This window comes from Pantoea sp. Pa-EAmG (assembly GCF_030024295.1).
GTDB lineage: Bacteria > Pseudomonadota > Gammaproteobacteria > Enterobacterales > Enterobacteriaceae > Pantoea > Pantoea dispersa.
The window spans coordinates 1-25,973 of the sequence record NZ_JASEWO010000050.1; the positions used below are offsets into that span (position 1 = coordinate 1).

Consider the following 25,973-nt stretch of genomic DNA (forward strand, 5'->3'; position numbering starts at 1 on the left):
AGGGACAGGTTGCCACCGTGCTCTCTGCGCCAGCGAAAATCACCAATCATCTGGTAGCGATGATTGAGAAAACCATCAGCGGCCAGGATGCGCTGCCGAATATCAGCGATGCCGAACGCATTTTTGCCGAACTGCTGCAGGGGCTGGCCGACGCTCAGCCTGGTTTCGATTACGATGGCCTGAAAACCCGCGTTGAGCTGGAGTTTGCCCAGCTGAAACAGGTGCTGCACGGCATCAGCCTGCTGGGTCAGTGCCCGGATGCCGTGAACGCCGCCATTATCTGTCGCGGTGAGAAGCAGTCGATAGCCATCATGGAAGCGCTGCTGCAGGCGCGCGGCCACAAAGTGACGGTGATCGATCCGGTCGAAAAACTGCTGGCGGTGGGCCACTATCTTGAATCGACCGTGGATATCGCCGAATCCACCCGGCGTATCGCGGCCAGCCAGATCCCGACCGACCACATGATCCTGATGGCGGGCTTCACCGCCGGCAATGAGAAGGGCGAGCTGGTGGTGCTGGGGCGCAACGGCTCCGACTACTCGGCGGCCGTGCTGGCGGCGTGTCTGCGCGCGGACTGCTGTGAAATCTGGACCGATGTCGATGGCGTTTACACCTGCGATCCGCGTCAGGTACCGGATGCGCGTCTGCTGAAGTCGATGTCCTATCAGGAAGCGATGGAGCTCTCCTACTTTGGTGCCAAAGTGCTGCACCCGCGCACCATCGCGCCGATTGCTCAGTTCCAGATTCCATGCTTAATCAAAAATACCGCCAATCCTCAGGCGCCAGGCACCCTGATTGGCGGCGAAGGCGAAGTGGATGAAAATCCGGTAAAAGGCATCACCAATCTTAATAACATGGCGATGTTTAACGTCTCCGGTCCGGGCATGAAAGGGATGGTGGGCATGGCGGCGCGCGTGTTTGCCGCGATGTCGCGCACCGGCATTTCCGTGGTGCTGATTACCCAATCCTCCTCCGAATACAGCATCAGCTTCTGCGTGCCGCAGAGCGAGCAGGCGCGCGCGCGTCGCGTACTGGAAGAGGAATTCTACCTCGAACTGAAAGATGGCCTGCTCGATCCGCTCGACGTGCTGGAGCAGCTGGCGGTGATTTCGGTGGTGGGCGACGGCATGCGCACGCTGCGCGGCATCTCCGCTAAATTCTTCTCGGCGCTGGCACGCGCCAACATCAATATCGTGGCGATTGCTCAGGGCTCCTCTGAGCGCTCCATTTCGGTCGTGGTCAGCAACGATGACGTCACCACCGGCGTGCGCGTGGTGCATCAGATGCTGTTCGCCACCGATCAGGTGATCGAAGTGTTTGTGGTGGGCGTCGGCGGCGTCGGCGGCGCGCTGCTTGAGCAGCTGCACCGTCAGCAGGCGTGGCTGAAGGGCAAGCATATCGATCTGCGCGTGTGCGGCATCGCCAATTCGCATGCGCTGCTGACCAACGTGCACGGCATCGACCTCAGCAACTGGAAGGCGGCGCTGGCGGAAGCCAAAGAGCCGTTTAACCTCGGCCGGCTGATTCGTCTGGTGAAAGAGTACCATCTGCTCAACCCGGTGATCGTCGACTGTACCTCCAGCCAGGCGGTGGCCGATCAGTACGCGGACTTCCTCGCCGAAGGTTTCCACGTGGTCACGCCGAATAAAAAGGCCAATACCTCGTCGTGGAATTACTACCAGCAGATGCGTGCGGCGGCGGCGAAATCGCGCCGTAAGTTCCTTTACGACACCAACGTCGGTGCCGGTCTGCCGGTGATTGAAAACCTGCAGAACCTGCTGAACGCCGGCGATGAGCTGATCAAATTCTCCGGCATCCTGTCGGGCTCGCTGTCGTTTATCTTCGGCAAGCTGGATGAGGGCGTGACGCTGTCCGAAGCCACCCGCATGGCGCGCGAGCTGGGCTTTACCGAGCCGGATCCGCGTGACGACCTGTCCGGTACTGACGTGGCGCGTAAGCTGCTGATTCTGGCGCGTGAGGCGGGTCATCAGCTGGAGCTGAGCGACATCGACATCGAACCGCTGCTGCCCGCCAGCCTGACGGACATCGCCGACGTCGATCAGTTTATGGCGCGGCTGCCGGAGCTGGACAACGCCTTTGCCGCGCGCGTTGCCAAAGCGCGTGATGAGGGTAAAGTGTTACGCTTCGTCGGCGCGATTGAAGAGGGCGGCGCCTGCAAAGTTAAAATCGATGCGGTGGACGGCAACGATCCGCTGTACAAAGTGAAGAACGGCGAGAACGCCCTGGCGTTTTACAGCCGCTATTATCAGCCGATTCCGCTGGTTCTGCGCGGATATGGCGCGGGGAATGATGTCACCGCGGCGGGTGTGTTTGCCGATTTGCTGCGCACGCTGACGTGGAAGTTGGGAGTTTAATGATGGTAAAAATTTATGCACCGGCCTCGATAGGTAACGTCAGCGTCGGCTTTGATGTGCTGGGCGCGGCGGTTTCGCCGGTGGATGGCTCGCTGCTGGGCGACTGCGTCTCGGTCGAAGCGGCAGACCAGTTTAGCCTGCAGAATAAAGGGCGCTTTGTCAGCAAACTGCCCGCCGATCCGCAGGACAACATCGTTTACCAGTGCTGGCAGCGTTTCTGCCAGGCGATTGGTAAAGACGTTCCGGTGGCGATGACGCTGGAGAAAAACATGCCGATTGGTTCAGGCCTCGGTTCCAGCGCCTGCTCGGTGGTGGCCGGCCTGATGGCGATGAATGAGTTCTGCGGCCAGCCGCTTAACGACACCGAGCTGCTGGCGCTGATGGGCGAGCTGGAAGGGCGCATCTCCGGCAGCGTGCACTATGACAACGTCGCGCCGTGCTTCCTCGGCGGCGTACAGCTGATGATTGAAGAGAACGGGATCATCAGCCAGGAGGTGCCGTGCTTTGATGACTGGCTGTGGGTAATGGCTTATCCGGGCATCAAAGTCTCCACGGCGGAAGCACGCGCCATCCTGCCGGCGCAGTATCGCAAGCAGGATGCCATCAAACATGGTCGTCTGCTGGCCGGCTTTATTCACGCCTGCCACACCCGTCAGCCGCTGCTGGCGGCTAAACTGATGCAGGATGTGATCGCCGAGCCGTATCGCACCAAACTGCTGCCGGGCTTTGCGGAGGCGCGGCAGGCGGCCAGCGACATTGGCGCGCTGGCCTGCGGTATTTCGGGCTCTGGCCCGACACTTTTCGCCGTTTGCAACGAGATGGCAACGGCACAGCGGATGGCGGACTGGCTGAGCCAGCACTATCTGCAGAACGAGGAAGGCTTCGTCCATATCTGCCGTCTTGATACGGCTGGCGCACGTAAACTGGGATAACGCATGAAACTCTACAACCTTAAGGATCATAACGAGCAGGTTAGCTTCGCGCAGGCCGTGAAACAGGGCCTCGGCTCGCAGCAGGGGCTGTTTTTCCCGCTGGAACTGCCGGAATTCGAGCTGACCGACATTGATGCGATGCTGGAGATGGATTTCGTCAGCCGCAGCAGCAAGATTCTCTCTGCTTACATCGGCGATGAAATTGCCGCGCACCAGCTGGCCGAGCGCGTGAAGAACGCCTTTGCTTTCCCGGCCCCGGTGAGCCAGGTGAGCGACGATGTGGCCTGCCTGGAACTGTTCCACGGTCCGACGCTGGCGTTTAAAGATTTCGGCGGGCGCTTCATGGCGCAGATGCTGTCGTACGTGTCTGGCGCGGATGAGCAGATCACCATTCTGACCGCGACCTCCGGCGATACCGGCGCAGCGGTGGCGCACGCGTTCTACGGCATGGAAAACGTGCGCGTGGTCATCCTGTATCCGCAGGGCAAAATCAGTCCGCTGCAGGAGAAGCTGTTCTGTACGCTGGGCGGCAACATTGAAACTATCGCGATCGATGGCGACTTCGATGCCTGCCAGGCGCTGGTTAAGCAGGCGTTTGATGATGAAGAGCTGAAGAAAGCCATCGGCCTGAACTCGGCTAACTCCATCAATATCAGCCGTCTGCTGGCACAGATTTGCTATTACTTTGAGGCGGTGGCGCAGCTGCCGCAGGAGAAACGTAATCAGCTGGTGGTGTCGGTGCCAAGCGGTAACTTTGGCGATCTCACGGCCGGTCTGCTGGCGAAATCGCTCGGTCTGCCGATCAAGCGCTTTATCGCCGCGACCAACGCCAACGATACCGTGCCGCGCTTCCTTGCCGACGGTCAGTGGCAGCCGAACGCGACCGTGGCAACGCTGTCGAACGCGATGGATGTCAGCCAGCCTAACAACTGGCCGCGCGTGGAAGAGTTGTTCCGCCGCAAAACCTGGCGCCTGACCGATCTGGCCTACGGCGCAGTGTCGGATGAGACCACCAAAGCCACCATGCGCGAGCTGGCAGAGCTGGGTTACCTGTCAGAACCGCACGCGGCGATTGCCTATCGTCTGCTGCGCGATCAGCTGCAGGAAGGGGAGTTTGGCCTGTTCCTCGGCACCGCGCATCCGGCGAAGTTTAAGGAGAGCGTGGAAGAGATTCTCGGCCAGCCACTGCCGCTGCCGGAAGCGCTGGCCGCGCGCGCCGATTTGCCGCTGCTGTCGCATGCCATGAAGGCGGATTTCGCCGCGCTGCGGGCGTTTTTGCTGAAGTAAATACCCAACGGGCCGGTCACATCGGCCCGTTATGCATTTTTCTGGCGGCGCGATTTAACGCGCGGGTTTTTAACAGACGCGCATTAATTTGCGCCGCTACGATTCAGGTAAAACTGGCGTTATTGCTCGCGGCGCTTAAATACCAGCTCGTTACCCTTACTCTCCGCCGCATCAAAGAAATAACCGTCAACATCAAACTTCTTCAGCTGCGTCGGTTTCGTCAGGCGCTTCTCAATCACGTAACGGCTCATCAGGCCACGCGCCTTCTTGGCGTAGAAACTGATCACCTTGAACTTACCGTTTTTCTCATCGAGGAACACCGGCTTAACCAGCTCGGCATTCAGCTGCTTCGGCTTGATGGCTTTGAAATACTCATCGGAGGCGAGGTTGATCAGCACGTCATCGCCCTGTTCCGCCAGCGCGTCGTTGAGCTTTTGCGTCAGCAGGTCGCCCCAGAAGCTGTAGAGATCTTTGCCGGCCGGATTCGCCAGTTTGATGCCCATCTCTAAACGGTACGGCTGCATCAAATCCAGCGGGCGCAGCAGGCCGTACAGCCCCGAAAGCATGCGCAGGTGTTTTTGGGCAAAATCAAAGTCGGCCTCGCTGAAGCTCTCAGCCTGCAAACCGGTATAAACATCACCTTTGAAGGCCAGAATCGCCTGCCGCGCGTTATCGGGTGAGAAGGGCGGCTGCCACTGGCTGAAACGGTCGGCGTTGAGGTGCGCCAGTTTGTCGCTGATGCCCATCAGCGAAGCGATTTGCGCCGGAGAAAGATCGCGCGCCACGTCAATCAGCTGCTGTGATTTTTCTAACAGCGCCGGTTGGGTAAACCGTGACGTTGCCAGCGGGCTTTCATAATCCAGTGTCTTGGCTGGCGAGATAACCATCAGCATTGTGTCTGTCCTCGTTGACCCGCTGTTTTCAGGGGATAGATGGGGAAAAATGTCGCGACGAGTGTAGCAAAAAAGCTGCACGGATCGGCAAATCGCTCCCATTTGTTAGCGCTATCGTAATGAGGCACTTCGTGATGTTGCGCAGTGAATTGTGCGTGATATTATCCCAACAGCCTTTTACACCCTGACAGTCAACCTAAGAGAAAGAGAACCATGACGGACAAACTTACTTCCTTGCGTCAGCTGACTACTGTGGTCGCCGACACCGGTGATATCGCGGCGATGAAGCTCTATCAGCCGCAAGATGCGACCACCAACCCTTCTTTGATCCTCAACGCCGCTCAAATCCCTGAATACCGCAAACTGATTGACGAAGCCATTAGCTGGGCACGTCAGCAGAGCAGCAACAAAGAAGAGCAGCTGGCACTGGTTTCTGACAAGCTGGCCGTTAACATTGGTCTGGAAATTCTGAAACTGATCCCAGGCCGTATTTCTACTGAAGTTGACGCACGTCTCTCTTACGACACCGAAGCGAGCATCGCTAAGGCACGTAGCCTGATCAAACTGTACAACGATGCGGGCATCAGCAACGACCGTATCCTGATCAAACTGGCTTCAACCTGGCAGGGCATCCGTGCTGCTGAGCAGCTGGAAAAAGAAGGCATCAACTGTAACCTGACCCTGCTGTTCTCCTTCGCGCAGGCGCGTGCATGTGCAGAAGCGGGCGTGTTCCTGATCTCACCATTCGTGGGCCGTATCCTTGACTGGTACAAGCAGAACACCGACAAGAAAGAGTACGCTGCGCACGAAGATCCAGGCGTGGTCTCTGTTTCTGAAATTTACAGCTACTACAAGCAGCACGGTTATGAAACCGTGGTAATGGGTGCCAGCTTCCGTAACGTCGGCGAGATCATTGAGCTGGCCGGTTGTGACCGTCTGACCATCTCACCAAACCTGCTGAAAGAGTTGGCAGAGAGCGAAGGTGCGGTCGAGCGCAAACTGAGCTACACCGGCGAAGTCAAAGCGCGTCCAGCGAAAATGACCGAAGCGGAGTTCTTCTGGCAGCACAACCAGGATCCAATGGCCGTGACCAAACTGGCTGAAGGTATCCGCAACTTTGCCATCGACCAGGGCAAACTTGAGAAGATGATCGCCGAACTGCTGTAAGGTGATGTGCCGTGGCGGCTGCCGGTCGCCACGGTTTTCGCGTTTCCCTCGCTGGTGCTTTGTATTATCCTTTCTGCCATTCCCCTTTTTTCACCGCCCTGCGGTCAACACAGCGATAACTCTATGGATACTTTACGTATTGGCTTAATTTCCGTGTCCGATCGGGCCGCTAACGGCATCTATCAGGATCAGGGCATTCCGGCGCTGGAAAGCTGGCTTAGCGCTGCGCTGGCGACACCGTTTGAGATTGACACCCGCCTGGTTCCGGATGAACAGCCGATGATTGAGCAGGCGATTTGCGAGCTGGTCGACGAACGTTTTTGCCACCTGGTGCTGACCACCGGCGGTACCGGTCCGGCCCGGCGCGACGTCACGCCGGATGCGACCTTAGCGGTAGCCGACCGCGAGATGCCCGGCTTTGGCGAGCAGATGCGGCAGATCAGCCTGCAGTTTGTGCCGACCGCGATTCTGTCACGCCAGGTGGGCGTGATCCGCAAGCAGTCGCTGATCCTCAATCTGCCAGGACAGCCGAAATCGATTAAAGAGACGCTGGAAGGGTTGAAAGCGGATGACGGTACGGTGAAAGTGCCAGGGATTTTCGCGGCTGTACCCTATTGTTTACAGCTGCTGGAAGGGCCTTACGTCGAAACCCACCCGGAGGTGGTAGCAGCTTTTCGCCCGAAAAGCGCACGGCGTGAGACAAACGTCTGAAAATTGCCGTTTTCAGGCATAAAATGCAGAGTGACTGGTGTGGCAAAATATTGACGGTATAGTAACTGAAGCTTTACAACTATACTGACATGGCCTCTGGATACCGCACTCTTATGGATTCGCTGACAACGCGTCGACTCAACCGCCAGGACTACAAAACCCTGGCGCTGGCTGCCCTGGGCGGGGCGCTGGAATTCTACGATTTTATCATCTTCGTCTTCTTCGCTGCGGTGATTGGCGAGCTGTTCTTTCCGCCAGACATCCCGGAATGGCTGCGTCAGGTGCAGACCTTTGCCATCTTCGCTGCCGGTTATCTGGCGCGTCCGCTGGGTGGCATCATCATGGCGCACTTTGGCGACAAAGTCGGGCGCAAGAAGATGTTCAGCCTGAGTATTCTGCTGATGGCGCTGCCGACGCTGGCGATGGGCGCGCTGCCCACCTACGCCAGCATTGGCATTGCCGCACCGTTACTGATGCTGCTGATGCGCGTATTGCAGGGCGCGGCCATTGGCGGCGAGGTGCCGGGCGCGTGGGTGTTTGTTGCGGAGCATGTGCCGGAGAAGCGTATCGGTTTTGCCTGCGGCACGCTGACTGCAGGCTTAACCGCCGGCATTCTGCTCGGTTCGCTGGTGGCGACGGTGCTGAATACTTCGCTCTCGCCGGCGGCGATACGCGATCACGGCTGGCGCATTCCTTTCTTCCTCGGCGGCCTGTTTGGCCTGCTGGCGATGTATCTGCGTCGCTGGCTGCATGAAACCCCGGTATTTCGTCAGATGCAGCAGCGCAAAGCGCTGGCGGAAAAACTGCCGCTACAGACCATTCTCGCCAGCCATAAGCGCGGTATTGCGGTGTCGATGCTGCTTACCTGGCTATTATCAGCCTGTATTGTGGTGGTGATTCTGATGGCGCCGACGCTGATGCAGAAGCAGCATGGCGTGCCGGCGGCGCTCAGTCTGCAGGCCAACAGTTTCGCGACCGTGATGCTGCTGATCGGCTGCGTGCTGGCGGGCTGGATTGTCGATCGCTACGGTGCGGCGCGTACCTTACTGATTGGTTCGCTGCTGCTGGCGCTGTGCAGCTGGAGCTTTTTCCAGCAGCTTGGCGGCACGCCGCAGATGCTGTTCATCTGGTACGGTCTGGCGGGACTGAGCGTGGGCGTGGTCGGCGTGGTGCCGTTTGTTATGGTGCGGGCGTTTCCGGCGGCGGTGCGCTTCACCGGCATTTCCTTCTCTTACAACGTGTCGTACGCCATCTTTGGCGGTCTGACGCCGATCAGTGTGACGCTGATGATGTCGCTGACGCCGATGGCGCCGGCCTGGTACGTGCTGGCGCTGGCGCTGATCGGCATGCTGGTGGCGCTGTGGTTATGGCATGACAGCCGCCAGGCTAATGCGCAGCTGGATGTCTCGCTGCATTCATCGTAATGGAAGCGCGCGGAGCGGCATGGCTCCGCGCGCCGTTGATTACTCGCCAATCGGCAACACGCTGCGCTCAAACTTCTCGTTCAGCACTTCGCCCATCGCCAGATAAAAGGCGCTGGCACCACAGACGATGCCCACCCAGCCGGCGATGCGCAGCAGCGCCGCGTGATCCAGCAGATGGCCGATAGCCAGCAGCGCAAACAGCAGCGTCAGGCTGGCAAACACAAACTGCAGCACTTTTGCGGCCCGCAGCGTGCCAAAGAACAGAAACAGCGTGAAGAGGCCCCACAGTGCCAGATAAGCGCCGAGGAAATGGCCATCGGCGGCGGCAGCCAGTCCCATTTTTGGCAGCAGCAGAATCGCCACCAGCGTCAGCCAGAAGCTGCCGTAGGAGGTAAAGGCGGTCAGGCCGAAGGTGTTGCCTTTTTTATACTCCAGCAGCCCGGCAAGGATTTGCGCGATGCCGCCATAAAAGAGGCCCATCGCCAGGATAATCACATCCATTTCAAACAGACCGGTGTTGTGTAAGTTGAGCAGGATGGTGGTCATACCAAAACCCATCAGGCCCAGTGGGGCGGGATTCGCCAGCGTGGTGTTGCCCATAATTCCTCAGCAGCAGCGTTATTGTTTATTGGTTTAACGCCCGCGCCAACAGCGGTGGGGCGCGGGGCGCTGCATCATAATCAGGTGGCTTTTGCCGCACTTTGATCTCACGCGGTAAGAGAATCTAAATTTTTTTTAGTTTTAACCCTTGATGCGCTTCGAAGCGGCCCCATTTAGTTGTCATCAAGCATTGTGAGGCAGCAAAAAAATCTGCCGCAGCAGTTGAAAGTGGTCAGCGTGACCGCATCTCTGCTTCACAACCCAATTTGGCAAAGAATTTAAGTGGGAGACGTTTAGATGGGTAAGATTATTGGTATTGACCTGGGTACAACCAACTCATGTGTGGCGATTATGGACGGTGGCAAAGCACGCGTGCTTGAAAACGCCGAAGGCGATCGCACCACACCGTCAATCATTGCATATACCGGGGATGGCGAAACTCTGGTCGGTCAACCGGCTAAACGTCAGGCGGTGACCAACCCGCAGAACACCCTGTTTGCAATCAAGCGCCTGATCGGCCGTCGTTTGCAGGACGAAGAAGTGCAGCGTGATATTAAAATCATGCCGTACAAAATCATCGGTTCTGACAACGGTGACGCCTGGCTGGATGTGAAAGGCCAGAAAATGGCACCGCCGCAGATCTCTGCAGAAGTGCTGAAAAAAATGAAGAAAACCGCGGAAGATTTCCTCGGTGAAGCGGTAACCGAAGCGGTTATCACTGTTCCAGCTTACTTTAACGATGCGCAGCGTCAGGCAACCAAAGACGCCGGCCGTATCGCGGGTCTGGACGTAAAACGTATCATCAACGAACCGACCGCAGCGGCACTGGCTTACGGCCTGGATAAAGGCCAGGGCAACCGCACCATCGCGGTATATGACCTGGGTGGCGGTACCTTCGATATCTCTATCATTGAGATCGACGAAGTCGACGGCGAGAAAACCTTTGAAGTACTGGCGACCAACGGTGATACCCACCTGGGTGGTGAAGACTTCGACAGCCGTCTGATCAACTACCTGGTTGCCGAATTCAAGAAAGATCAGGGCATCGATCTGCACAACGATCCGCTGGCGATGCAGCGCCTGAAAGAAGCCGCAGAGAAAGCGAAAATTGAGCTCTCTTCTGCGCAGCAGACCGACGTTAACCTGCCGTACATCACGGCGGATGCGACTGGTCCTAAGCACCTGAACATCAAAGTGACCCGTGCGAAACTGGAATCACTGGTTGAAGATCTGGTGACCCGTTCTATTGAGCCACTGAAAGTTGCGCTGCAGGATGCAGGTCTGTCTGTTTCTGACATTAACGACGTGATCCTCGTCGGTGGTCAGACACGTATGCCAATGGTTCAGGCCAAAGTGACCGAGTTCTTTGGTAAAGAGCCACGTAAAGACGTGAACCCAGATGAAGCGGTGGCTGTTGGTGCTGCGGTTCAGGGTGGCGTGTTGGCGGGTGAAGTGAAAGATGTTCTGTTGCTGGACGTTACCCCACTGTCACTGGGTATCGAAACCATGGGCGGCGTGATGACGGCGCTGATCAGCAAGAACACCACTATCCCAACCAAGCACAGCCAGGTGTTCTCAACTGCTGAAGATAACCAGTCTGCCGTGACCATTCACGTGCTGCAGGGTGAGCGTAAGCGTTCGGGTGATAACAAATCACTGGGCCAGTTCAACCTCGACGGTATTCAGGCTGCACCGCGCGGTATGCCGCAGATCGAAGTCACCTTCGATATCGATGCCGATGGTATCCTGCACGTGTCTGCGAAAGACAAAAACAGCGGTAAAGAGCAGAAGATCACCATCAAAGCTTCTTCAGGTCTGAACGAAGAAGAGATCGAAAAAATGGTGCGTGACGCGGAAGCTAACGCCGAGTCTGACCGTAAGTTCGAAGAGCTGGTACAGACCCGTAACCAGGGTGACCAGATTGCTCACAGCACCCGTAAGCAGTTGGATGAAGCCGGTGACAAACTGTCTGCTGAAGACAAAGCACCGATCGAGTCTGCGCTGACCGAGCTGAACACCGCGCTGAAAGGCGAAGATAAAGCAGAAATCGAAGCCAAAATGCAGGCATTGATGGAAGTCTCAAGCAAACTGATGGAACTGGCGCAGCAGCAAGGCCAGGCGGGCGCAGCGGATGCTGGCGACGCTTCAGCGAAGAAAGATGACGATGTTGTCGACGCTGAATTCGAAGAAGTTAAAGATAAAAAATAATTGCCCCTGACCGGGCGCGACGGCTGGCCTGACAGCCGTTGAAACCAGCACGGGCGTCGGAGATCTCTCCACGCCCGTGCGATCATGTTAAGGGCAGAGAAAAATGGCTAAGAGTGATTTTTACGAGATCTTAGGCGTCTCAAAATCCGCCGATGAGCGCGAAATCAAAAAGGCCTATAAGCGCCTGGCGATGAAGTATCACCCGGACCGTAATCCGGGCGATAAAGAGGCCGAGACGAAATTCAAAGAGGTCAAGGAAGCCTACGAGATCCTCACCGATGCGCAGAAGCGTGCAGCTTACGATCAGTACGGTCATGCGGCGTTTGAGCAGGGCGGTGGTGGCGGCTTCGGCGGCGGCTTTGGTGGCGGCGGTGCCGACTTCAGCGATATCTTTGGCGACGTGTTCGGCGATATCTTTGGTGGTGGTCGCCGTCAGCGCGCCTCACGTGGCGCCGATTTACGCTACAACATGGAACTGACGCTGGAAGAAGCGGTACGCGGCGTGACCAAAGAGATCCGCATTCCAACGCTGGAAGAGTGTGATGTCTGCCACGGCAGCGGCGCCAAAGCGGGCACCCAGCCGCAGACCTGTCCGACCTGTCACGGTGCGGGCCAGGTACAGATGCGTCAGGGCTTCTTTACCGTGCAGCAAGCCTGTCCGACCTGTCACGGTCGCGGCTCGGTGATTAAAGATCCGTGCAACGCCTGTCACGGCCATGGCCGCGTTGAGCGCCAGAAAACGCTGTCGGTGAAAATCCCGGCAGGCGTCGATACCGGCGACCGTATCCGCCTCAGCGGAGAAGGTGAAGCGGGCGAACACGGCGCACCGGCTGGCGATCTGTACGTGCAGGTTTCGGTGAAGAAACACCCGATCTTCGAGCGTGAAGATAACAACCTGTACTGCGAAGTGCCGATCAACTTTGCCATGGCAGCGCTGGGCGGCGAGATTGAAGTGCCGACGCTTGACGGTCGCGTGAAGCTGAAAGTGCCGGCAGAAACCCAGACCGGCAAGCTGTTCCGCATGCGCGGCAAAGGCGTGAAGTCGGTGCGCGGCGGTGCGGTCGGCGATCTGCTGTGTCGCGTGGTGGTGGAAACCCCGGTCAGCCTCAACGACAAGCAAAAAGCGCTGCTGCGCGAGCTGGAAGAGAGCTTCGGCGGACCTACCGGCGAGAAAAACAGCCCGCGTTCGAAAAGCTTCTTCGACGGCGTAAAGAAGTTCTTTGACGATTTGACCCGCTAATCGGGTGCGCAGACAGTAACAAGCGGAGAGGCAACTCTCCGCTTTTTTTATGCGCAGTTCTGCCGTGCAAATATTCAACGGCATTGTTTTTAGTCATTCAACGCTTTAACAGCTCACCTCCTGTCAAAACGGCAGCATTTTCGCTAGTGACGCAATTTATTGCGCGATAAATCGCGCCGCTACAAATATCGTGCGGCTTGCGACTACCTCAAGCCGTGAAAATCCCCGCCAACAAACGCCCCCTCACATTGCAAAAACCGGTTCCGTTTTCGCCAATAGCATTTTTCGGCATTGCGTCGAAAATATATCATAGGTATCTTGCAAGGCGTTTAATGAGAATGATTTTCGATAACATGCACCATCAGCGGTGTGCGGCAGCGCAGTAGCGCGGGACCGTCGCTGCAGGGAGAGAAACGTTGCCAAACCCGACTCACCATCGCGCTCCACAACGCGTGCGCAATGAATTACGCTTCCGTCACATCACCGTCGCCAGCAAAACGCGGGTGGCCGATGCCTTCTGGCGCATCGTCTTTAGCGGCAGCGATCTGGCGGGTTTCCACTCGCCCTCTTTTGACGACCACATCAAAGTTTTTTTCCCGGATACGCTGGGCGGTGCGCTGGCGCTGCCACACATGACCGACGAAGGCATCGTCTGGCCTGACGGCGTACGTCCGGCGGCGCGCGACTATACGCCGCTGGCCTTTAACGGCAGCGATTCGCTGACGCTGGATTTTTACATCCACGACGGCGGCGTCGCCAGCAGCTGGGCGAGTGCCGCTCAGCCGGGCGATCGCATTGCGATGGGCGGCCCGCGCGGCTCATGCGTCGTGCCGGTGGATTATGCCTGTCAGATTTATGTCTGTGATGAGACCGGTCTGCCGGCGTTTAAGCGCCGCTATCAGGAAATGCAGGCACAGCAGATTCATCTGCTGGCCTGTGTTGATGAGTCAATCGGCCGCGCGTATCTTGGCGACCTGCCGGACGTCACGGTGAGCTGGCTCGGCAGCGGCAACATGCAGGCTGAGGCGCTGACGCCGCTGCTGGACCCGATTGTGCTGCCTGCTGATGACTACTTTATCTGGCTGACCGGCGAAGGCGCGGCGGTGAAACAGCTGAGCGATTACTTTACGCAGCAACGTGCGGCGCACAGCGACCTGGTGCGCGCCGTCGCTTACTGGCATCAGAAATAACCGGCGCCCGCCCGCTGCCGCCTGTGTTGAATTTTACCAGGCACCAGACTACTATCAACCTCCCTCAACTGACCCCGGGAAGGCGATGAAACAGCAGCGGGATGTTCCAGCGCACGCCGATGCGGCACAGCGTGCCAGCTGTGCCGGCGCACGCAGAAAGCGGCGCGAAAGGATGCTGGATGCCAGTGATATTCGCCTGCTGATGCTGCACTTTCTGGCCAGCGGCGCGGCGCACGGTTATGAGCTGATCAAATCGGTGGAAGAGTTGTCGAAAGGCGAATATTCCCCCAGCCCCGGCATTATTTATCCGAACCTGACGCTGCTGGAAGAGATGGACGCCATTCGCGTGGTGGATGCCCAGGCCACGCGCAAAGCCTACGCGCTCAACGATGCGGGCCGCGCGCTGCTGGCGGAAAATGGCGAAAACGTGGCGGTGATTATCGGGCGGCTCACTTCGCTGGCGATCCTGGTTAACAACCGCAGCATTCCGCAGGTAGAGCAGGCGATCCATACGCTTCGCTATACGCTCAATCACCGGCTGTCGCAGGAGCAGATTTCACCGGCCACGGTGGAAATTGTCGTGGCGGCGCTGCAGGACGCGGCAGAGAAGATCGCCAACAGCTAAGCGCGTTACGGTTTCTTCTTGTCCACGTGCCCCAGTTCGCGATCCGGCCAGCAGACATCGCGCACCCGCTGCTTCAGTGCTGCCGCATCGGGAAAGCCGCCTTCCTGTTTGCGTTCCCAAATTACCTGACCATCAATGCTGATCTCGAACACGCCGCCGCTGCCGGGCTGGAGCGTGACCGCGCTGAGATCGCCGGCAAAGGTATGCAGCAGCTCCTGCGCCATCCACGCCGAACGCAGCAGCCAGTTACATTGAGTACAGTAGTGAATGGTTACTGCCGGTTTATCTGCCATCTTATCCCTCCTGTTAGTGCCTGATTAAACACAGGTTAACAAATTGTGCGCACAAAGATACATCCTGATGCAAATGATATTGATAATGATTACCAATTGCATTAAATTGTTTTCGCCATCATTTGACTCTCTATAAATCCCACAGGCATCCCTGCGGCGCTGCGGCCAGTGACGCAGGGCAGCTGTGCACTGAAGCGCGCACGACACTGTGCCACAGGTGCCGGGATCGATAACATTATCTGGCCAGCGTGACGCGCTGTTTCTCGGCTTTTAGCATAAAGCCGTGGTTTTCTGGCAGCAAATAAGTGAGCGAATACTAACAATTAACCAGGTATTTCGCGCATGTATTTCAACCTTCAGGGAAATTTCCGGCAGCGTCTGTTTAACGTCGCTGTCCTTGCTTCAGCCATTCACGCAGCCTGCAGCTATGCCGCCAGCGACAGCAGTACGCTGGCGCGTTCCGCAGAGAACAACAGCAGCAATGAACCGGTAATGACCGTTACCGCACCTAAGCAACAGGCCGGCAGCAAAACCACGCTCACCGCCAGCGATCTGCAAAAACGCGGCGCCAATGACTTCGGTTCGATCATGCGTTATGAGCCGCTGGTCAGCGCCACTGGCGCGGCGGGCGGTTCGTCAGCCGGTAAAAGCGGCTTTGACCGTGCAGGCTATACCGGCTACAACATTCGCGGCCTGGAAAGTAACCGTGTCGGTCTGGATATTGATGGCATTCCGGTACCGGACGCCACCGGTCGTCCGTACGTCAGTCGCGCCGGTAACAATACCTTCGGTATCGGTCGCGACTACATCGACCCGTATATGTTTGGCAGCGTCGAAATTGAGAAGGGCGCTACATCGGTGGAACAACCTAACACCGCCATCGGCGGTAACGTATCGTTTCATAACAAGTCGCCGGACGACTACCTCAGCAGCGATAAAACCCACTATTTCGGTTATCAGAGCGACTACAGTTCGGCAGATCGCAGCTGGCACAACGGCATCACTGCGGCGGCAGGGGATGATGAACTGCGCGGCCTGTTTGTCTACAGCCGCCGCGACGGCCAGCAGACGCGCAACAACAGCGGCGTAAAAGACGCCTACCCGGCCAACTGGCACTCGGATGCCTTTATGACGTCGGGCATCTGGCAGCCAAACGATCAGCACAAGCTGAGCGCCACCTTCGATTACTACCACAAAACCAATCACACCCACTACGATACCTGGGACAGCAGCAGCGGCAACACTATTTGGGGCACTGCGCAACAGCAGAGCGATTCGCGCCGCTGGGGCATTAATCTTGCTGATGAGTGGACGCCGTACAACGAGATGATCGATACGCTGACCACGCGGGTTTACTGGCAGCAAACCGAGGCGCACGACACCACCTGGTTACCGACCAGCGCCAGTCAGTACGGCTTCGTCTACTCTGACTACAACGTCGATACCTTAGGGTTTGACACGCGCGCCAGCAAAACCCTCGGCCGCCACGAGCTGAGCGGCGGCGTCAACGCGCGCGTGGAGAACAGCGAGCGTCCGTTCCGCCAGGCGCCGAACCCGGGCACCTTCGGCACCATTACCCAGCCGCAGTCAGACAGCCGTTCCTGGACCGTGGCCGGTTATCTGCAGGATAAAATCAATTTCGATCTCGATAGCCACAATTTCGCGGTGATTCCCGGCGTGCGCGTTATTCATCAAAGCACCAAACCGAAGAACCTCGGCGATCTGACCAACGGCAGCACGGTGCTGACCGAAGAGCAGGTGGAAAAACTGTACGGCAAGACCAATTCAGACACCGAAGTGCTGCCGTCACTGACCTTCCAGTACGATATCAATCCGGCGCTCACCACCTGGCTGCAATATAAGCGCGGCGTGGAGTTCCCGACCACCAGCCAGCTGTACGGTTCGTGGAACCTTGGTTCAAGCTACGCCGGCAGCGCGCAGTATGCGCTGATTGGTAATGCCGATCTGAAAACCGAGACCAGCAACAATTTTGAGTGGGGTCTGAAAGGACAGCCGACCGACGGCATCACCCTCAATACCTCGGTGTTCTACAACACCTACAAAAACTTTATTGCCTACACCCGCTATCGCCGCGCCACCAACCCGGCGATGTTCGTCAATGTTCCGGCCAACATCTACACCAGCTATCAGGCTGAGAACCGCGACAAAGCCTACATTTATGGGGCGGAGATCAGCACCCGCGTCAACTACGGCAGCTGGTTCCCGACCGTGGATGGCCTGAGCAGCACGTTCGCGCTCGGCTACAGCGAGGGTAAAGCGAAATCCCGCTATCTGGGCGACAAATACATCGATCTCGACAGTGTCGCGCCGCTAAAAGCGATTGTCGGCGTCGCGTGGGACGACAAAGCGCGCGGTTACGGCGCGGCGCTCACCGCCACCTTCGTCAAAGGCAAACAGGCCAGCGCCACCAACCGTGAGAGCTACAGCAACAGCGGGGCGGCCATCAGCGACGCCAGCAGCGAATACATGCGCGTGCCGGGCTACGGCCTGATCGATGCCACCGCGTACTGGCAGCTGACGAAAAATGTCAGGCTGAGCGGCGGTGTCTACAACATTACCGATCGTAAATATTGGGATTACCTCAGCAGCCGCACGCTGACCAGCGCCAGCGCGCAGGAGCGCAACGACATCAATCTGGCCGTGATGCCGGGACGCACCTGGCAGCTCGGTGTGAACGTCGACTTCTAATCACTTTTCGCCCTGCGGTGGCGCAGGGCATTTTCACGGGAGCAAGCGTAATGCATCAACGCTATCAACACTATCTGGCGCTGAAAGGCCAGCAGCCAAAAATGTACGCGCGTGATTTAGCCGCGCTGATGGGCATAGGGGAAGCACAGCTGTGCGAGGCGCGCGTGGGCCACGACGCGCAGCCGCTGCGCGCCGATTTTCCGGCGCTGCTGACGGCGCTGGCGGCAGTGGGTGAGACCAAAAGTATTACGCGCAATGCCTGGGCGGTGCACGAACAGGTGGGAACCTACAGCAATCTGCATCTCGGCGAACATGGCGGGCTGGTGCTTAATCCGCGTGCGCTCGACCAGCGTCTGTTTCCCGCGCAGTGGCACAGTGCTTTCTTCCTGCACGAGCAGACCGCGCACGGCGAACGGCAGAGCATACAGATTTTCGATCGTCACGCTGATGCGGTGCTGAAAATTTACACCACCGCGCAAACGGAGATGCCGGTGTGGCAGGCGTTGATTGAGCGCTTCCGGCTGGCGCACGCGCCTCAGCTGCAGCCGCAGCCGGTCAGCGCCACGCCGTTCAGCGACAGGGTGGATGCTGGCACTGTCGAAGCGGAGTGGCGTGCCATGACCGATGTGCATCAGTTCTTTGGCCTGCTGAAGCGTCACCATCTCTCGCGGCCGCAGGCGTTTCGCGCGGTGCCGGATGATTTAGCGCGTCAGGTGAGCAACACCGCGCTGGCAACGCTGCTGGCCCAGGTGCAGCAGGATGGCAATGAAATCATGATCTTCGTCGGCAATCGCGGCTGCACCCAGATCTTTACCGGCACTATCGGGAAAGTGGTGCCGCTGGATAACTGGATTAACGTTTTTAACCCCACGTTCACGCTGCATCTGATGGCGGATCGCATTCACGAGAGCTGGGTGACGCGCAAGCCGGGCGGCGATGGCTTCGTCACCAGTCTGGAGCTGTTTGCTGCCGATGGCACGCAGATTGCCCAGCTGTACGGCCAGCGCAGCGAGGGCACGCCGGAACAGGCACGCTGGCGCGAGCAGGTGATGGCGCTGACGCCGACAGGAGCCGCCGCATGAAAGCGCTGATCCTGACACTGCTTGCTCTGCTGACGCTGCCGGCGTGGGCGACGCAGCGCATCATTACTATCGGGGGCGATGTAACGCAGATCGTCTACGCGCTGGATGCGCAGGCGCAGCTGGTGGCGCGCGACAGCACCAGCCAGCATCCGGCGGCGGCCACCAGGCTGCCGGATGTCGGCTATATGCGCCAGCTCAACGCGGAAGGCATTCTGGCACTGAAACCGACGCTGGTACTGGCCAGCGCGCTGGCTAAACCGTCGCTGGTGTTGCAGCAGGTGGCGGACGCCGGGGTAACGGTGGTGGAGGTCAGTGGGGATAACCGCCTCGATGCCATCACGGACAAAATCGCCACCATTGGCAAAGCGCTGCAGCGTGAACAGGCGGCCCGCGCGTTGATCGACAAGGTCAACAAACAGCGTGCGCAGCTACCGCAGCAGCCGCTGCCGGTGAAAGTGCTGTTTATCATGGCGCACGGCGGTTTACGCACCCAGGCGGCTGGTGCGCAGACCGGCGCTGACGGCGCAATTCGCGCTGCCGGCCTGGTCAATGCCATGGGCGCGGTGCCGCACTATCAGCAGCTGTCACAGGAGGGCGTCGTGGCGGCAGCACCGGATTTGGTGGTGGTCGGCGAAGAGGGGCTGCGCACGCTGGGTGGCGAACAGGCGGTGTGGGCGCTGCCGGGCCTGCAGCTGACGCCGGCCGGCCAGCATCACGCGCTGCTGGTAATTGATGAGATGGCGCTGCTGAGTTTCGGCCTTGATACGCCGGGCGCGATTTTGCGCCTGCGCCATGCGGCGGAAGCCGCGCAGCATGATTAACCGCCTGATGATGCGCTGGCTGATGTTAATGAGTATCAGCATGCTGGCGTGCATGCTGCTGGCGGCCAACCTCGGCGCGATGCCGCTGTCGCTGCGCACGCTGTGGCAGGCGCCGCTCAGCGATCTGGCCTGGCAAATCTGGCTCACAATTCGCCTGCCGCGCGTATTGCTGGCGGTGCTGACTGGCATGGCGCTGGCGGTGTCCGGCGCGGTGATGCAGGGGCTGTTTCGTAATCCGCTGGCCGATCCCGGACTGCTGGGTATCAGCAGCGGTGCCGGGCTGGCGGTGGCGCTCTCAGTGGTGTTGCCGGTCAGCCTGCCGCCGCTGCTGACGCTGTGGCTGCCCTCGCTGGCAGCGTTTGCCGGCAGCCTGGTAGTGACGCTGCTGATCTTCAGCTTTAGCCGGCTGGCGCAGGGCCAGCTGCCACGCCTGTTGCTGGTGGGCATTGCGATTAATGCGCTGTGCGGCGCGGCAGTTGGCGTGCTGTCGTGGCTGAGCAACGACCAGCAGCTGCGTCAGCTGTCGCTGTGGGGCATGGGCAGCCTGACGGGTGCCCAGTGGCCGAGCCTGCTGGTGTGTGCGCTGCTGATTGTTCCGGCGCTGCTGCTGGTACAGACGCGCGCGCGTCGCCTCAATCTGCTGCAGCTGGGCGAAGAGGACGCGCACTATATGGGCGTCGATGTTAAACGCACGCAGCGCCAGCTGCTGGTGCTGAGTGCGCTGCTGGTGGGCACGGCGGTGGCGGTCAGCGGCATTATCGGTTTTGTCGGGCTGGTGGTGCCGCACGTGATGCGTTTTTGTCTCGGCAGTGACCACCGCTGGCTGCTGCCGGGCGCGGCGCTGGCGGGAGCGATTCTGCTGTTGCTGGCGGATACGCTGGCGCGCACCGTGGTGATTCCGGCCGAAATGCCGGTCGGGCTGCTAACCAGTCTGCTGGGCGGGCCGTGGTTCCTGTGGCAGATTCTGCGCCAGCAAAGGGGGCTGAATGAGTGAGCAGTTGCAGGCGCGCGGACTGCGGTTTTGCCGGGGAACGCGTACCTTAATCGATGATATTTCCCTGACGCTACCGCCGGGCGAAATGGTTGCCCTGATCGGCCCTAACGGTGCCGGTAAGTCGACGCTGCTGCGGCTGCTGACCGGCTTTCTGCACGCGGACGCCGGCGAATGCTGGCTGGGCGATCGTCCACTAACGGCCTGGCCGCGCGAACCGCTGGCGCAGCGCCGGGCAGTGATGCGCCAGCAAAACAGCGTCACCTTTCCGCTGCCGGCTGCCGACGTGGTGGCGATGGGGCGCGCACCCTGGCCGACCGGTAACTGCCAGGCGGTGGTGCAGGAGGTGATGCAGTTAACCGGCAGCGCGCCGCTGGCGCAGCGCGACTATCGCTCGCTGTCGGGCGGGGAGCAGCAGCGCGTGCAGCTGGCCCGGGTGCTGGCGCAACTGTGGCATGACGACGGCCCGCGCGGCTGGCTGTTGCTGGATGAACCCACCTCCGCGCTCGATCTCTACTGGCAGCAGTCCACTCTGCGCCTGCTGCACCGGCTGACGCGCAATGGCCGTTTTAGCGTCTGCGCGGTGCTGCACGATTTGAATCTGGCCTCACTGTGGTCGGATCGGGTGTTGTTGTTACACCACGGCCAGCTGGTGGCGCAGGGCGCGCCGCACGCGGTAATGACCGAACCGATCCTGACGCGCTGGTATCGGGCCGACCTGCAGGTGGTTACGCCGCCAGCGCAGGATCGGCCGCAGATACAGTTGCGGCCATAACTGCACCTGCACCGGGTCAGGGCGCCTGGCGGCAATCGACAATCAGCCGCCCACGCACCTGGCCCGCCAGCAGCTGTTCTGCGCCTGCGCGCGCCTCACTCAGTGGAATCACTTTGGCCATTTGCTCCAGCAGCGCGCCGTCAACCAGCTCCGCCAGACGCTGCCACGCCTGCTGACGCAGCGGTTTGGCGCACATCACGCTGTCCACGCCGGCCAGCGTAACGCCACGCAGAATAAACGGCGCGACGCTGGTGGGCAGATCGAGGCCCTGCGCCATGCCGCAGGCGGCGACCACGCCGTCGCGCTGGATCCCGGCTAACACATTGGCCAGCGTGTGGCTGCCGACGCTATCGATCGCGGCGGCCCAGCGCTCTTTCGCCAGCGGTTTGCCGGGCGCGCTCAGTTCGTTACGGTCGATAATCGCGGAGGCGCCGAGCGTATCGAGCAGGTAGGCGCTGTCGCTGGCGCGGCCGCTGGATGCCACCACCTCATAGCCGAGACGCGCCAGCAGGCTCACGCTGAAGCTGCCCACGCCGCCGCTGGCACCGGTAACCAGCACCGGACCGTGCTGCGGTGTGATGCCCTGTTTTTCCAGCGCCAGCACGCACAGCATCGCGGTAAAGCCGGCGGTGCCAATCGCCATGGTTTGCAGCGGGCTGAGCGCCGCCGGGACGCTAACCAGCCAGTCGCCGGAGACGCTGGCTTTCTGCGCCAGCCCGCCCCAGTGTTTTTCACCCACGCCCCAGCCGGTGAGCAGCGCAACATCGTCCTGCTGCCACTCCGGATGACGGCTGTGGATCACCCGGCCAACAAAATCGATGCCCGGCACCATGGGAAACTGGCGCACAATCGGCCCTTTATTGCAGATGGCCAGCGCGTCTTTGTAGTTGAGGGTGGAGTAGCTTACTTCGAGGGTAACATCCTGATCGGGCAATTGTTGCTCTGACAGATCCTGCAGGGATGTGCGGTATCCCTGTTCATCATTTTCAATGACCAGTGCCTTGAACATGCAGCCTCCGGCTGGTTGGGAGAAGTGCGCTCCATAGTACGCTTCTGCCGCAGGGAGTGCCAGGCGGATGGGCGCGGCAGGCGGTCGCTATCGCACCGGTGTTACATTCTGCATAACTTTGCGTAATCTTCGACTATTCAGGCAGTTAAAAATAGACGCCTTAACTATTATTCATTTAAATCAATGAAGTAGCACATTGGCGTTCTGCATCAAAATTCCGCCCTGATTGGTTGTTCGCGGGAAAAAAAGATGCCATCATGTCGCCCGAATTTATTTCCCATCTTCATTGCTGAGGACGCCGCCATGCCCGGTACAATGCACATCTGCACTTGTCGCCGTGCGCTTCATGACAAGCGCGCCTCTGTCATCTGTTGTTCGCATTTCCCGCTCACTATGCGGTGAGGCTACGCCCCGTTCGCTGTTGGATATGAGTAAAGACAGACGCGATCTGGCTTTACTGATGTCTATCGGTTGCGGCTGCCGGACGTTATTCGCCGGGGAAATTTCCTCATTGCTGTGCCACTGGCACCCACTCATCCTTCATTACGGGGATTTGTGTTATGAACCCATTGAAAATTGCTGCCAGCGTAGCGGTAGCGCCAAGCCTGAGTCTCAACACCGCGCGCGACGTGGTGACGCTGGATAATACCGATTTCACCGACGTGGCCGCGGTAGTGGTCTCGCTGGCCGATACACGCAGCGGCGTGCTGACGCTGCTGCGCCAGACTGGCTTCAATCTGCCGGTGTTTGTCGCGAACGCCTTTGATGACGCGGTGCTGACGCTGCCGGGCGTGACCGGAGAGATCAACGGCGCAGCGGAAGAGTGGCAGGCGCTGGAGCAGGCGGCGCAGGCGTACGAGGCGGAACTGCTGCCGCCGTTTTTCGACACCCTGACGCGCTATGTCGATATGCAGAACAGCACCTTTGCCTGTCCGGGCCATCAGGGCGGGGCGTTTTTCCGCCGCCATCCGGCCGGACGTCAGTTTTATGAGTTCTACGGCGAGAACGTCTTTCGCTCCGATATGTGTAACGCGGACGTCAAGCTGGGCGATTTACTGATCCACGAAGGCTCGGCCAAGGATGCGCAGAAATATGCCGCGCGCGTGTTCAACGCCGATAAAACCTACTTCGTGCTGAACGGCACCTCCAGCGCCAACAAAGTGGTGACCAATGCGCTGCTGACGCGCGGCGATCTGGTGCTGTTTGACCGCAATAACCATAAATCTAACCACCACGGTGCGCTGATCCAGGCGGGCGCCACGCCGGTTTATCTGGAAGCGGCGCGTAATCCGTTTGGTTTTATTGGCGGCATCGATGCGCACTGTTTCGACGAGACGTATCTGCGCGAGCAGGTGCGCCAGGTCGCGCCACAGCGCGCGGATCAGCCGCGTCCGTTCCGGCTGGCGATCATCCAGCTTGGCACCTACGATGGCACGGTATACAACGCGCGCCAGGTAGTGGATCGCATCGGGCATCTGTGTGACTACATTCTGTTTGATTCGGCATGGCTGGGTTATGAGCAGTTTATTCCACTGATGGCCGGCTGCTCGCCGCTGACGCTGGAGCTTAACGAGAACGACCCGGGGATCTTTGTCACCCAGTCGGTGCATAAGCAGCTGGCGGGCTTCTCGCAGACTTCGCAGATTCACAAGAAAGATAACCATATTCGCGGCCAGAAACGCTTCTGCCCACACAAGCGCCTGAACAACGCGTTTATGCTGCACGCCTCAACCAGCCCGTTCTATCCGCTGTTCGCTGCGCTGGATATCAACGCCAGAATGCATCAGGGCGAAGCGGGGCGCAGCATGTGGCACGACTGCGTCACGCTGGGCATTGAGGCACGCAAAGCAATCCTTGAGCGCTGCAGCCTGATTCAGCCCTTCCTGCCGGAGCAGGTGCACGGCAAGCCATGGCAGGCGGCAGAAACCGCCACCATCGCCGCCGATCCGGCGTATTTCAGCTTCGAACCGGGCGCGAAGTGGCACGGTTTTGCCGGTTACGATGCCGGACAGTATCTGGTGGACCCGTGCAAACTGCTGCTCACCACGCCAGGCATCGATGCCACCAGCGGCGAATACACCCGCTTTGGCATTCCGGCTACCATCCTCGCCAACTATCTGCGCGAGAACGGTATCGTGCCGGAGAAGTGCGATCTCAACTCAATCCTGTTCCTGCTGACCCCAGCGGAAACGCCGGAAAAAATGGCGCATCTGGTGGCGATGCTGGAGCAATTTGAACAGCACGTGCGTGAGGATGCGCTGCTGGCCGAAGTGCTGCCGAGCGTGTATCGCAGGCACGTCGAGCGCTATCAGGGCTACACGCTGCGTCGCCTGTGCCAGGAGATGCACGATTTGTACGTCAGCTACGACGTTAAGGATCTGCAGCGCGACATGTTCCGTCAGGCGTGTTTCCCGAAGGTCGAGGTCAATCCGCAGGATGCGCATCAGGCGTATATTCGCGGTGACGTTGAGCTGGTGCCGATCGCCAGCGCCGAAGGGCGCATTGCCGCCGAGGGGGCGCTGCCGTATCCGCCGGGTGTGCTGTGCGTGGTGCCAGGCGAAACCTGGGGCGGGGCAGTGCAGCGCTATTTCCTCGCGCTGGAAGCGGGTATCAATCTGCTGCCGGGCTTTTCACCGGAGTTGCAGGGGGTTTACACCGAGGAGGATGACAGCGGGCACAAGCGGTTAGTGGCGAATATGATGTTGTAGGAGGGGGCTGTTCCCCCATCGCACGCCACCTTCTCCCGCAGGCGGGAGAAGGTGGCGATGAGCGCGAATCAATAACGGTGGTAGCTGCGCTGTGCCTGGCTCACTTTGTACAGATAGCGGCGCGACTCGGCCGACGGATGATTGGTGGTCAGCGTCTGATACACCTGGCTCGGTGACATGCCGTTGATGGTGGCGAAGGCGCGGTCTTTATCGCTGGAGAACACGCGCAGCACGCTGCCCGCCCCGCCGTTATAAGCGGTGATCACTGCGTAACGGCGCGACAGCGGATCCTGAATCCCGCCGAGATAGCTCTTCTGCAGCAGCGACAGATATGCGGTACCGGCATCAATGTTATTGGCCGGATCGAGCAGATAGCTGCGGCTCGGTTTACCCCATTTGCCTTTCATGCGGAACACATCGACCCCGGCAGTATGCTGTACCACCTGCATCAGACCCAGCGCATCGGCGTTGCTTACCGCATAGGGGTTAAAGCTCGATTCGGTCTGCATGATCGCCAGAATCAGCGAGGCATCAACGCCATACTGTTCGGCCGCTTTGCGCACCAGCGGCAGATATTTGTGCGCACGTTTGTCGAGGTGGTTAGGCACCATCGGAATGGTCACCGACCAGATGACGTGCAGCCCGGAGGTGCGTTTCTGCAGTTTGTTCTGGATCAGGTAATCGGCAAAGTTACCGGCGCGTCCCTGCCAGCGGATCGGCTGACCGGTGTTATCCAGCACCTGGCCGTACAGCAGCGGCTCTTTACTGATCTGAATATCGTTGGCGTCGGAGTAGAGATCGACGTTGCCCGGATCGTCACCAATCAACAGCGTGGTGATGATGGCCTGACGCAGGCTGGCCATCGGATCGGTGCCGGAAATGGTCTCAATGGTGATGCTACCGCTGTCGAAGTTGATGTGACTGCGGGTGTAA

The 25,973-nt window shown here is 59.2% G+C and carries 21 protein-coding genes; 16 read left to right on the forward strand and 5 right to left on the reverse strand.

Annotation, left to right across the window (positions count from 1 at the left end; all coding sequences use genetic code 11):
- From thrA to thrC, 3 genes are all read left to right on the forward strand, one after another.
- Window positions 1–2,375: bifunctional aspartate kinase/homoserine dehydrogenase I (thrA, locus tag QMM04_RS09280; protein ID WP_282996051.1), on the forward strand; the 2,375-nt coding region annotated here is incomplete at its 5' end.
- Window positions 2,376–2,377: 2 nt separating this feature from the next.
- Complete coding sequence (gene thrB, locus QMM04_RS09285) at window positions 2,378–3,307, forward strand: homoserine kinase (RefSeq protein WP_031279903.1); 930 nt, start codon at window positions 2,378–2,380, stop codon at window positions 3,305–3,307.
- 3 nt (window positions 3,308–3,310) lie between these two features.
- Window positions 3,311–4,594: a threonine synthase gene (gene thrC / locus QMM04_RS09290; RefSeq protein ID WP_021508656.1), complete on the forward strand. Its 1,284-nt coding sequence runs from the start codon at window positions 3,311–3,313 to the stop codon at window positions 4,592–4,594.
- Window positions 4,595–4,713: 119 nt separating this feature from the next.
- Here the strand turns inward: thrC and yaaA are convergent, their stop codons facing one another.
- On the reverse strand, window positions 4,714–5,487 hold the full coding sequence (gene yaaA / locus QMM04_RS09295; RefSeq protein ID WP_058776217.1) for a peroxide stress protein YaaA: 774 nt from the start codon (window positions 5,485–5,487) through the stop codon (window positions 4,714–4,716).
- A 213-nt stretch (window positions 5,488–5,700) separates the two neighbouring features.
- Between yaaA and tal the strand changes: the two genes are divergently transcribed.
- The 3 genes from tal to QMM04_RS09310 all read left to right on the forward strand — a co-directional run bounded on the left by tal (window position 5,701) and on the right by QMM04_RS09310 (window position 8,789).
- A complete protein-coding gene (gene tal, locus QMM04_RS09300) occupies window positions 5,701–6,654 on the forward strand; it encodes a transaldolase (protein ID WP_282996052.1) in 954 nt (317 codons plus the stop codon).
- 123 nt (window positions 6,655–6,777) lie between these two features.
- Entirely contained in the window at window positions 6,778–7,365 is a 588-nt protein-coding gene (mog, locus tag QMM04_RS09305; protein ID WP_021508659.1) for a molybdopterin adenylyltransferase, read from the forward strand.
- A 113-nt stretch (window positions 7,366–7,478) separates the two neighbouring features.
- The gene (locus QMM04_RS09310; RefSeq protein WP_058757129.1) at window positions 7,479–8,789 is read left to right on the forward strand and encodes an MFS transporter; all 1,311 of its coding nucleotides are present in this window, start codon (window positions 7,479–7,481) and stop codon (window positions 8,787–8,789) included.
- Window positions 8,790–8,828: 39 nt separating this feature from the next.
- Here the strand turns inward: QMM04_RS09310 and satP are convergent, their stop codons facing one another.
- Entirely contained in the window at window positions 8,829–9,389 is a 561-nt protein-coding gene (gene satP / locus QMM04_RS09315; RefSeq protein ID WP_058757128.1) for an acetate uptake transporter, read from the reverse strand.
- 297 nt (window positions 9,390–9,686) lie between these two features.
- Between satP and dnaK the strand changes: the two genes are divergently transcribed.
- The 4 genes from dnaK (at window position 9,687) to QMM04_RS09335 (ending at window position 14,652) form a co-directional block, all read left to right on the forward strand.
- Window positions 9,687–11,597, forward strand: a complete 1,911-nt coding sequence (gene dnaK / locus QMM04_RS09320) for a molecular chaperone DnaK (RefSeq protein ID WP_282996053.1) — start codon at window positions 9,687–9,689, stop codon at window positions 11,595–11,597.
- A 103-nt stretch (window positions 11,598–11,700) separates the two neighbouring features.
- A complete protein-coding gene (gene dnaJ / locus QMM04_RS09325; protein ID WP_021508663.1) occupies window positions 11,701–12,837 on the forward strand; it encodes a molecular chaperone DnaJ in 1,137 nt (378 codons plus the stop codon).
- Window positions 12,838–13,253: 416 nt separating this feature from the next.
- Window positions 13,254–14,027, forward strand: a complete 774-nt coding sequence (locus QMM04_RS09330) for a siderophore-interacting protein (protein ID WP_282996054.1) — start codon at window positions 13,254–13,256, stop codon at window positions 14,025–14,027.
- An 85-nt stretch (window positions 14,028–14,112) separates the two neighbouring features.
- Window positions 14,113–14,652 carry a PadR family transcriptional regulator gene (locus tag QMM04_RS09335; protein WP_282996055.1) on the forward strand — a complete coding sequence of 180 codons (540 nt, stop codon included), beginning with the start codon at window positions 14,113–14,115 and terminating at the stop codon, window positions 14,650–14,652.
- Window positions 14,653–14,657: 5 nt separating this feature from the next.
- Here the strand turns inward: QMM04_RS09335 and QMM04_RS09340 are convergent, their stop codons facing one another.
- The gene (locus QMM04_RS09340; RefSeq protein ID WP_021506610.1) at window positions 14,658–14,945 is read right to left on the reverse strand and encodes a SelT/SelW/SelH family protein; all 288 of its coding nucleotides are present in this window, start codon (window positions 14,943–14,945) and stop codon (window positions 14,658–14,660) included.
- A gap of 342 nt (window positions 14,946–15,287) precedes the next feature.
- Between QMM04_RS09340 and QMM04_RS09345 the strand changes: the two genes are divergently transcribed.
- Genes QMM04_RS09345 through QMM04_RS09365 form a run of 5 tightly spaced genes read left to right on the forward strand, consistent with a single transcriptional unit; the run spans window position 15,288 to window position 21,323 of the window.
- Entirely contained in the window at window positions 15,288–17,654 is a 2,367-nt protein-coding gene (locus tag QMM04_RS09345; RefSeq protein WP_282996056.1) for a TonB-dependent receptor, read from the forward strand.
- A 50-nt stretch (window positions 17,655–17,704) separates the two neighbouring features.
- A complete protein-coding gene (locus QMM04_RS09350; protein WP_282996057.1) occupies window positions 17,705–18,736 on the forward strand; it encodes a ChuX/HutX family heme-like substrate-binding protein in 1,032 nt (343 codons plus the stop codon).
- Window positions 18,733–19,557, forward strand: coding sequence for an ABC transporter substrate-binding protein (locus QMM04_RS09355; protein WP_282996058.1), 825 nt, complete (start codon window positions 18,733–18,735; stop codon window positions 19,555–19,557). Before QMM04_RS09350 ends, QMM04_RS09355 begins: the two co-directional genes overlap by 4 nt.
- On the forward strand, window positions 19,550–20,551 hold the full coding sequence (locus tag QMM04_RS09360) for an iron ABC transporter permease (protein WP_282996059.1): 1,002 nt from the start codon (window positions 19,550–19,552) through the stop codon (window positions 20,549–20,551). Before QMM04_RS09355 ends, QMM04_RS09360 begins: the two co-directional genes overlap by 8 nt.
- Window positions 20,544–21,323 (forward strand): heme ABC transporter ATP-binding protein, encoded by a 780-nt coding sequence (locus QMM04_RS09365; protein ID WP_282996060.1) that lies wholly within the window; start codon window positions 20,544–20,546, stop codon window positions 21,321–21,323. The genes QMM04_RS09360 and QMM04_RS09365 overlap by 8 nt, the downstream gene beginning before the upstream one ends.
- Window positions 21,324–21,339: 16 nt before the next feature.
- Here QMM04_RS09365 and QMM04_RS09370 read toward each other — a convergent pair whose 3' ends face one another.
- Complete coding sequence (locus QMM04_RS09370; RefSeq protein WP_282996061.1) at window positions 21,340–22,332, reverse strand: MDR family oxidoreductase; 993 nt, start codon at window positions 22,330–22,332, stop codon at window positions 21,340–21,342.
- A 560-nt stretch (window positions 22,333–22,892) separates the two neighbouring features.
- Between QMM04_RS09370 and QMM04_RS09375 the strand changes: the two genes are divergently transcribed.
- The gene (locus QMM04_RS09375; protein WP_058757120.1) at window positions 22,893–25,040 is read left to right on the forward strand and encodes an ornithine decarboxylase; all 2,148 of its coding nucleotides are present in this window, start codon (window positions 22,893–22,895) and stop codon (window positions 25,038–25,040) included.
- A 68-nt stretch (window positions 25,041–25,108) separates the two neighbouring features.
- Here the strand turns inward: QMM04_RS09375 and mltC are convergent.
- Window positions 25,109–25,973 (reverse strand): membrane-bound lytic murein transglycosylase MltC (mltC, locus tag QMM04_RS09380; RefSeq protein ID WP_282996062.1); only part of this gene is annotated, 865 nt, incomplete at its 5' end.

Coding starts and splice junctions, on each gene's coding strand:
- QMM04_RS09310 (WP_058757129.1), top strand. CDS start 7,479: ATGGATTCGCTGACAACGCGTCGACTCAACCGCCAGGACTACAAAACC.
- QMM04_RS09365 (WP_282996060.1), top strand. CDS start 20,544: ATGAGTGAGCAGTTGCAGGCGCGCGGACTGCGGTTTTGCCGGGGAACG.
- QMM04_RS09350 (WP_282996057.1), top strand. CDS start 17,705: ATGCATCAACGCTATCAACACTATCTGGCGCTGAAAGGCCAGCAGCCA.
- dnaK (WP_282996053.1), top strand. CDS start 9,687: ATGGGTAAGATTATTGGTATTGACCTGGGTACAACCAACTCATGTGTG.
- QMM04_RS09370 (WP_282996061.1), bottom strand. CDS start 22,332: ATGTTCAAGGCACTGGTCATTGAAAATGATGAACAGGGATACCGCACA.
- QMM04_RS09345 (WP_282996056.1), top strand. CDS start 15,288: ATGTATTTCAACCTTCAGGGAAATTTCCGGCAGCGTCTGTTTAACGTC.
- dnaJ (WP_021508663.1), top strand. CDS start 11,701: ATGGCTAAGAGTGATTTTTACGAGATCTTAGGCGTCTCAAAATCCGCC.
- QMM04_RS09360 (WP_282996059.1), top strand. CDS start 19,550: ATGATTAACCGCCTGATGATGCGCTGGCTGATGTTAATGAGTATCAGC.
- QMM04_RS09375 (WP_058757120.1), top strand. CDS start 22,893: ATGAACCCATTGAAAATTGCTGCCAGCGTAGCGGTAGCGCCAAGCCTG.
- QMM04_RS09355 (WP_282996058.1), top strand. CDS start 18,733: ATGAAAGCGCTGATCCTGACACTGCTTGCTCTGCTGACGCTGCCGGCG.
- thrC (WP_021508656.1), top strand. CDS start 3,311: ATGAAACTCTACAACCTTAAGGATCATAACGAGCAGGTTAGCTTCGCG.
- QMM04_RS09335 (WP_282996055.1), top strand. CDS start 14,113: ATGAAACAGCAGCGGGATGTTCCAGCGCACGCCGATGCGGCACAGCGT.
- yaaA (WP_058776217.1), bottom strand. CDS start 5,487: ATGCTGATGGTTATCTCGCCAGCCAAGACACTGGATTATGAAAGCCCG.
- mog (WP_021508659.1), top strand. CDS start 6,778: ATGGATACTTTACGTATTGGCTTAATTTCCGTGTCCGATCGGGCCGCT.
- satP (WP_058757128.1), bottom strand. CDS start 9,389: ATGGGCAACACCACGCTGGCGAATCCCGCCCCACTGGGCCTGATGGGT.
- QMM04_RS09340 (WP_021506610.1), bottom strand. CDS start 14,945: ATGGCAGATAAACCGGCAGTAACCATTCACTACTGTACTCAATGTAAC.
- thrB (WP_031279903.1), top strand. CDS start 2,378: ATGGTAAAAATTTATGCACCGGCCTCGATAGGTAACGTCAGCGTCGGC.
- tal (WP_282996052.1), top strand. CDS start 5,701: ATGACGGACAAACTTACTTCCTTGCGTCAGCTGACTACTGTGGTCGCC.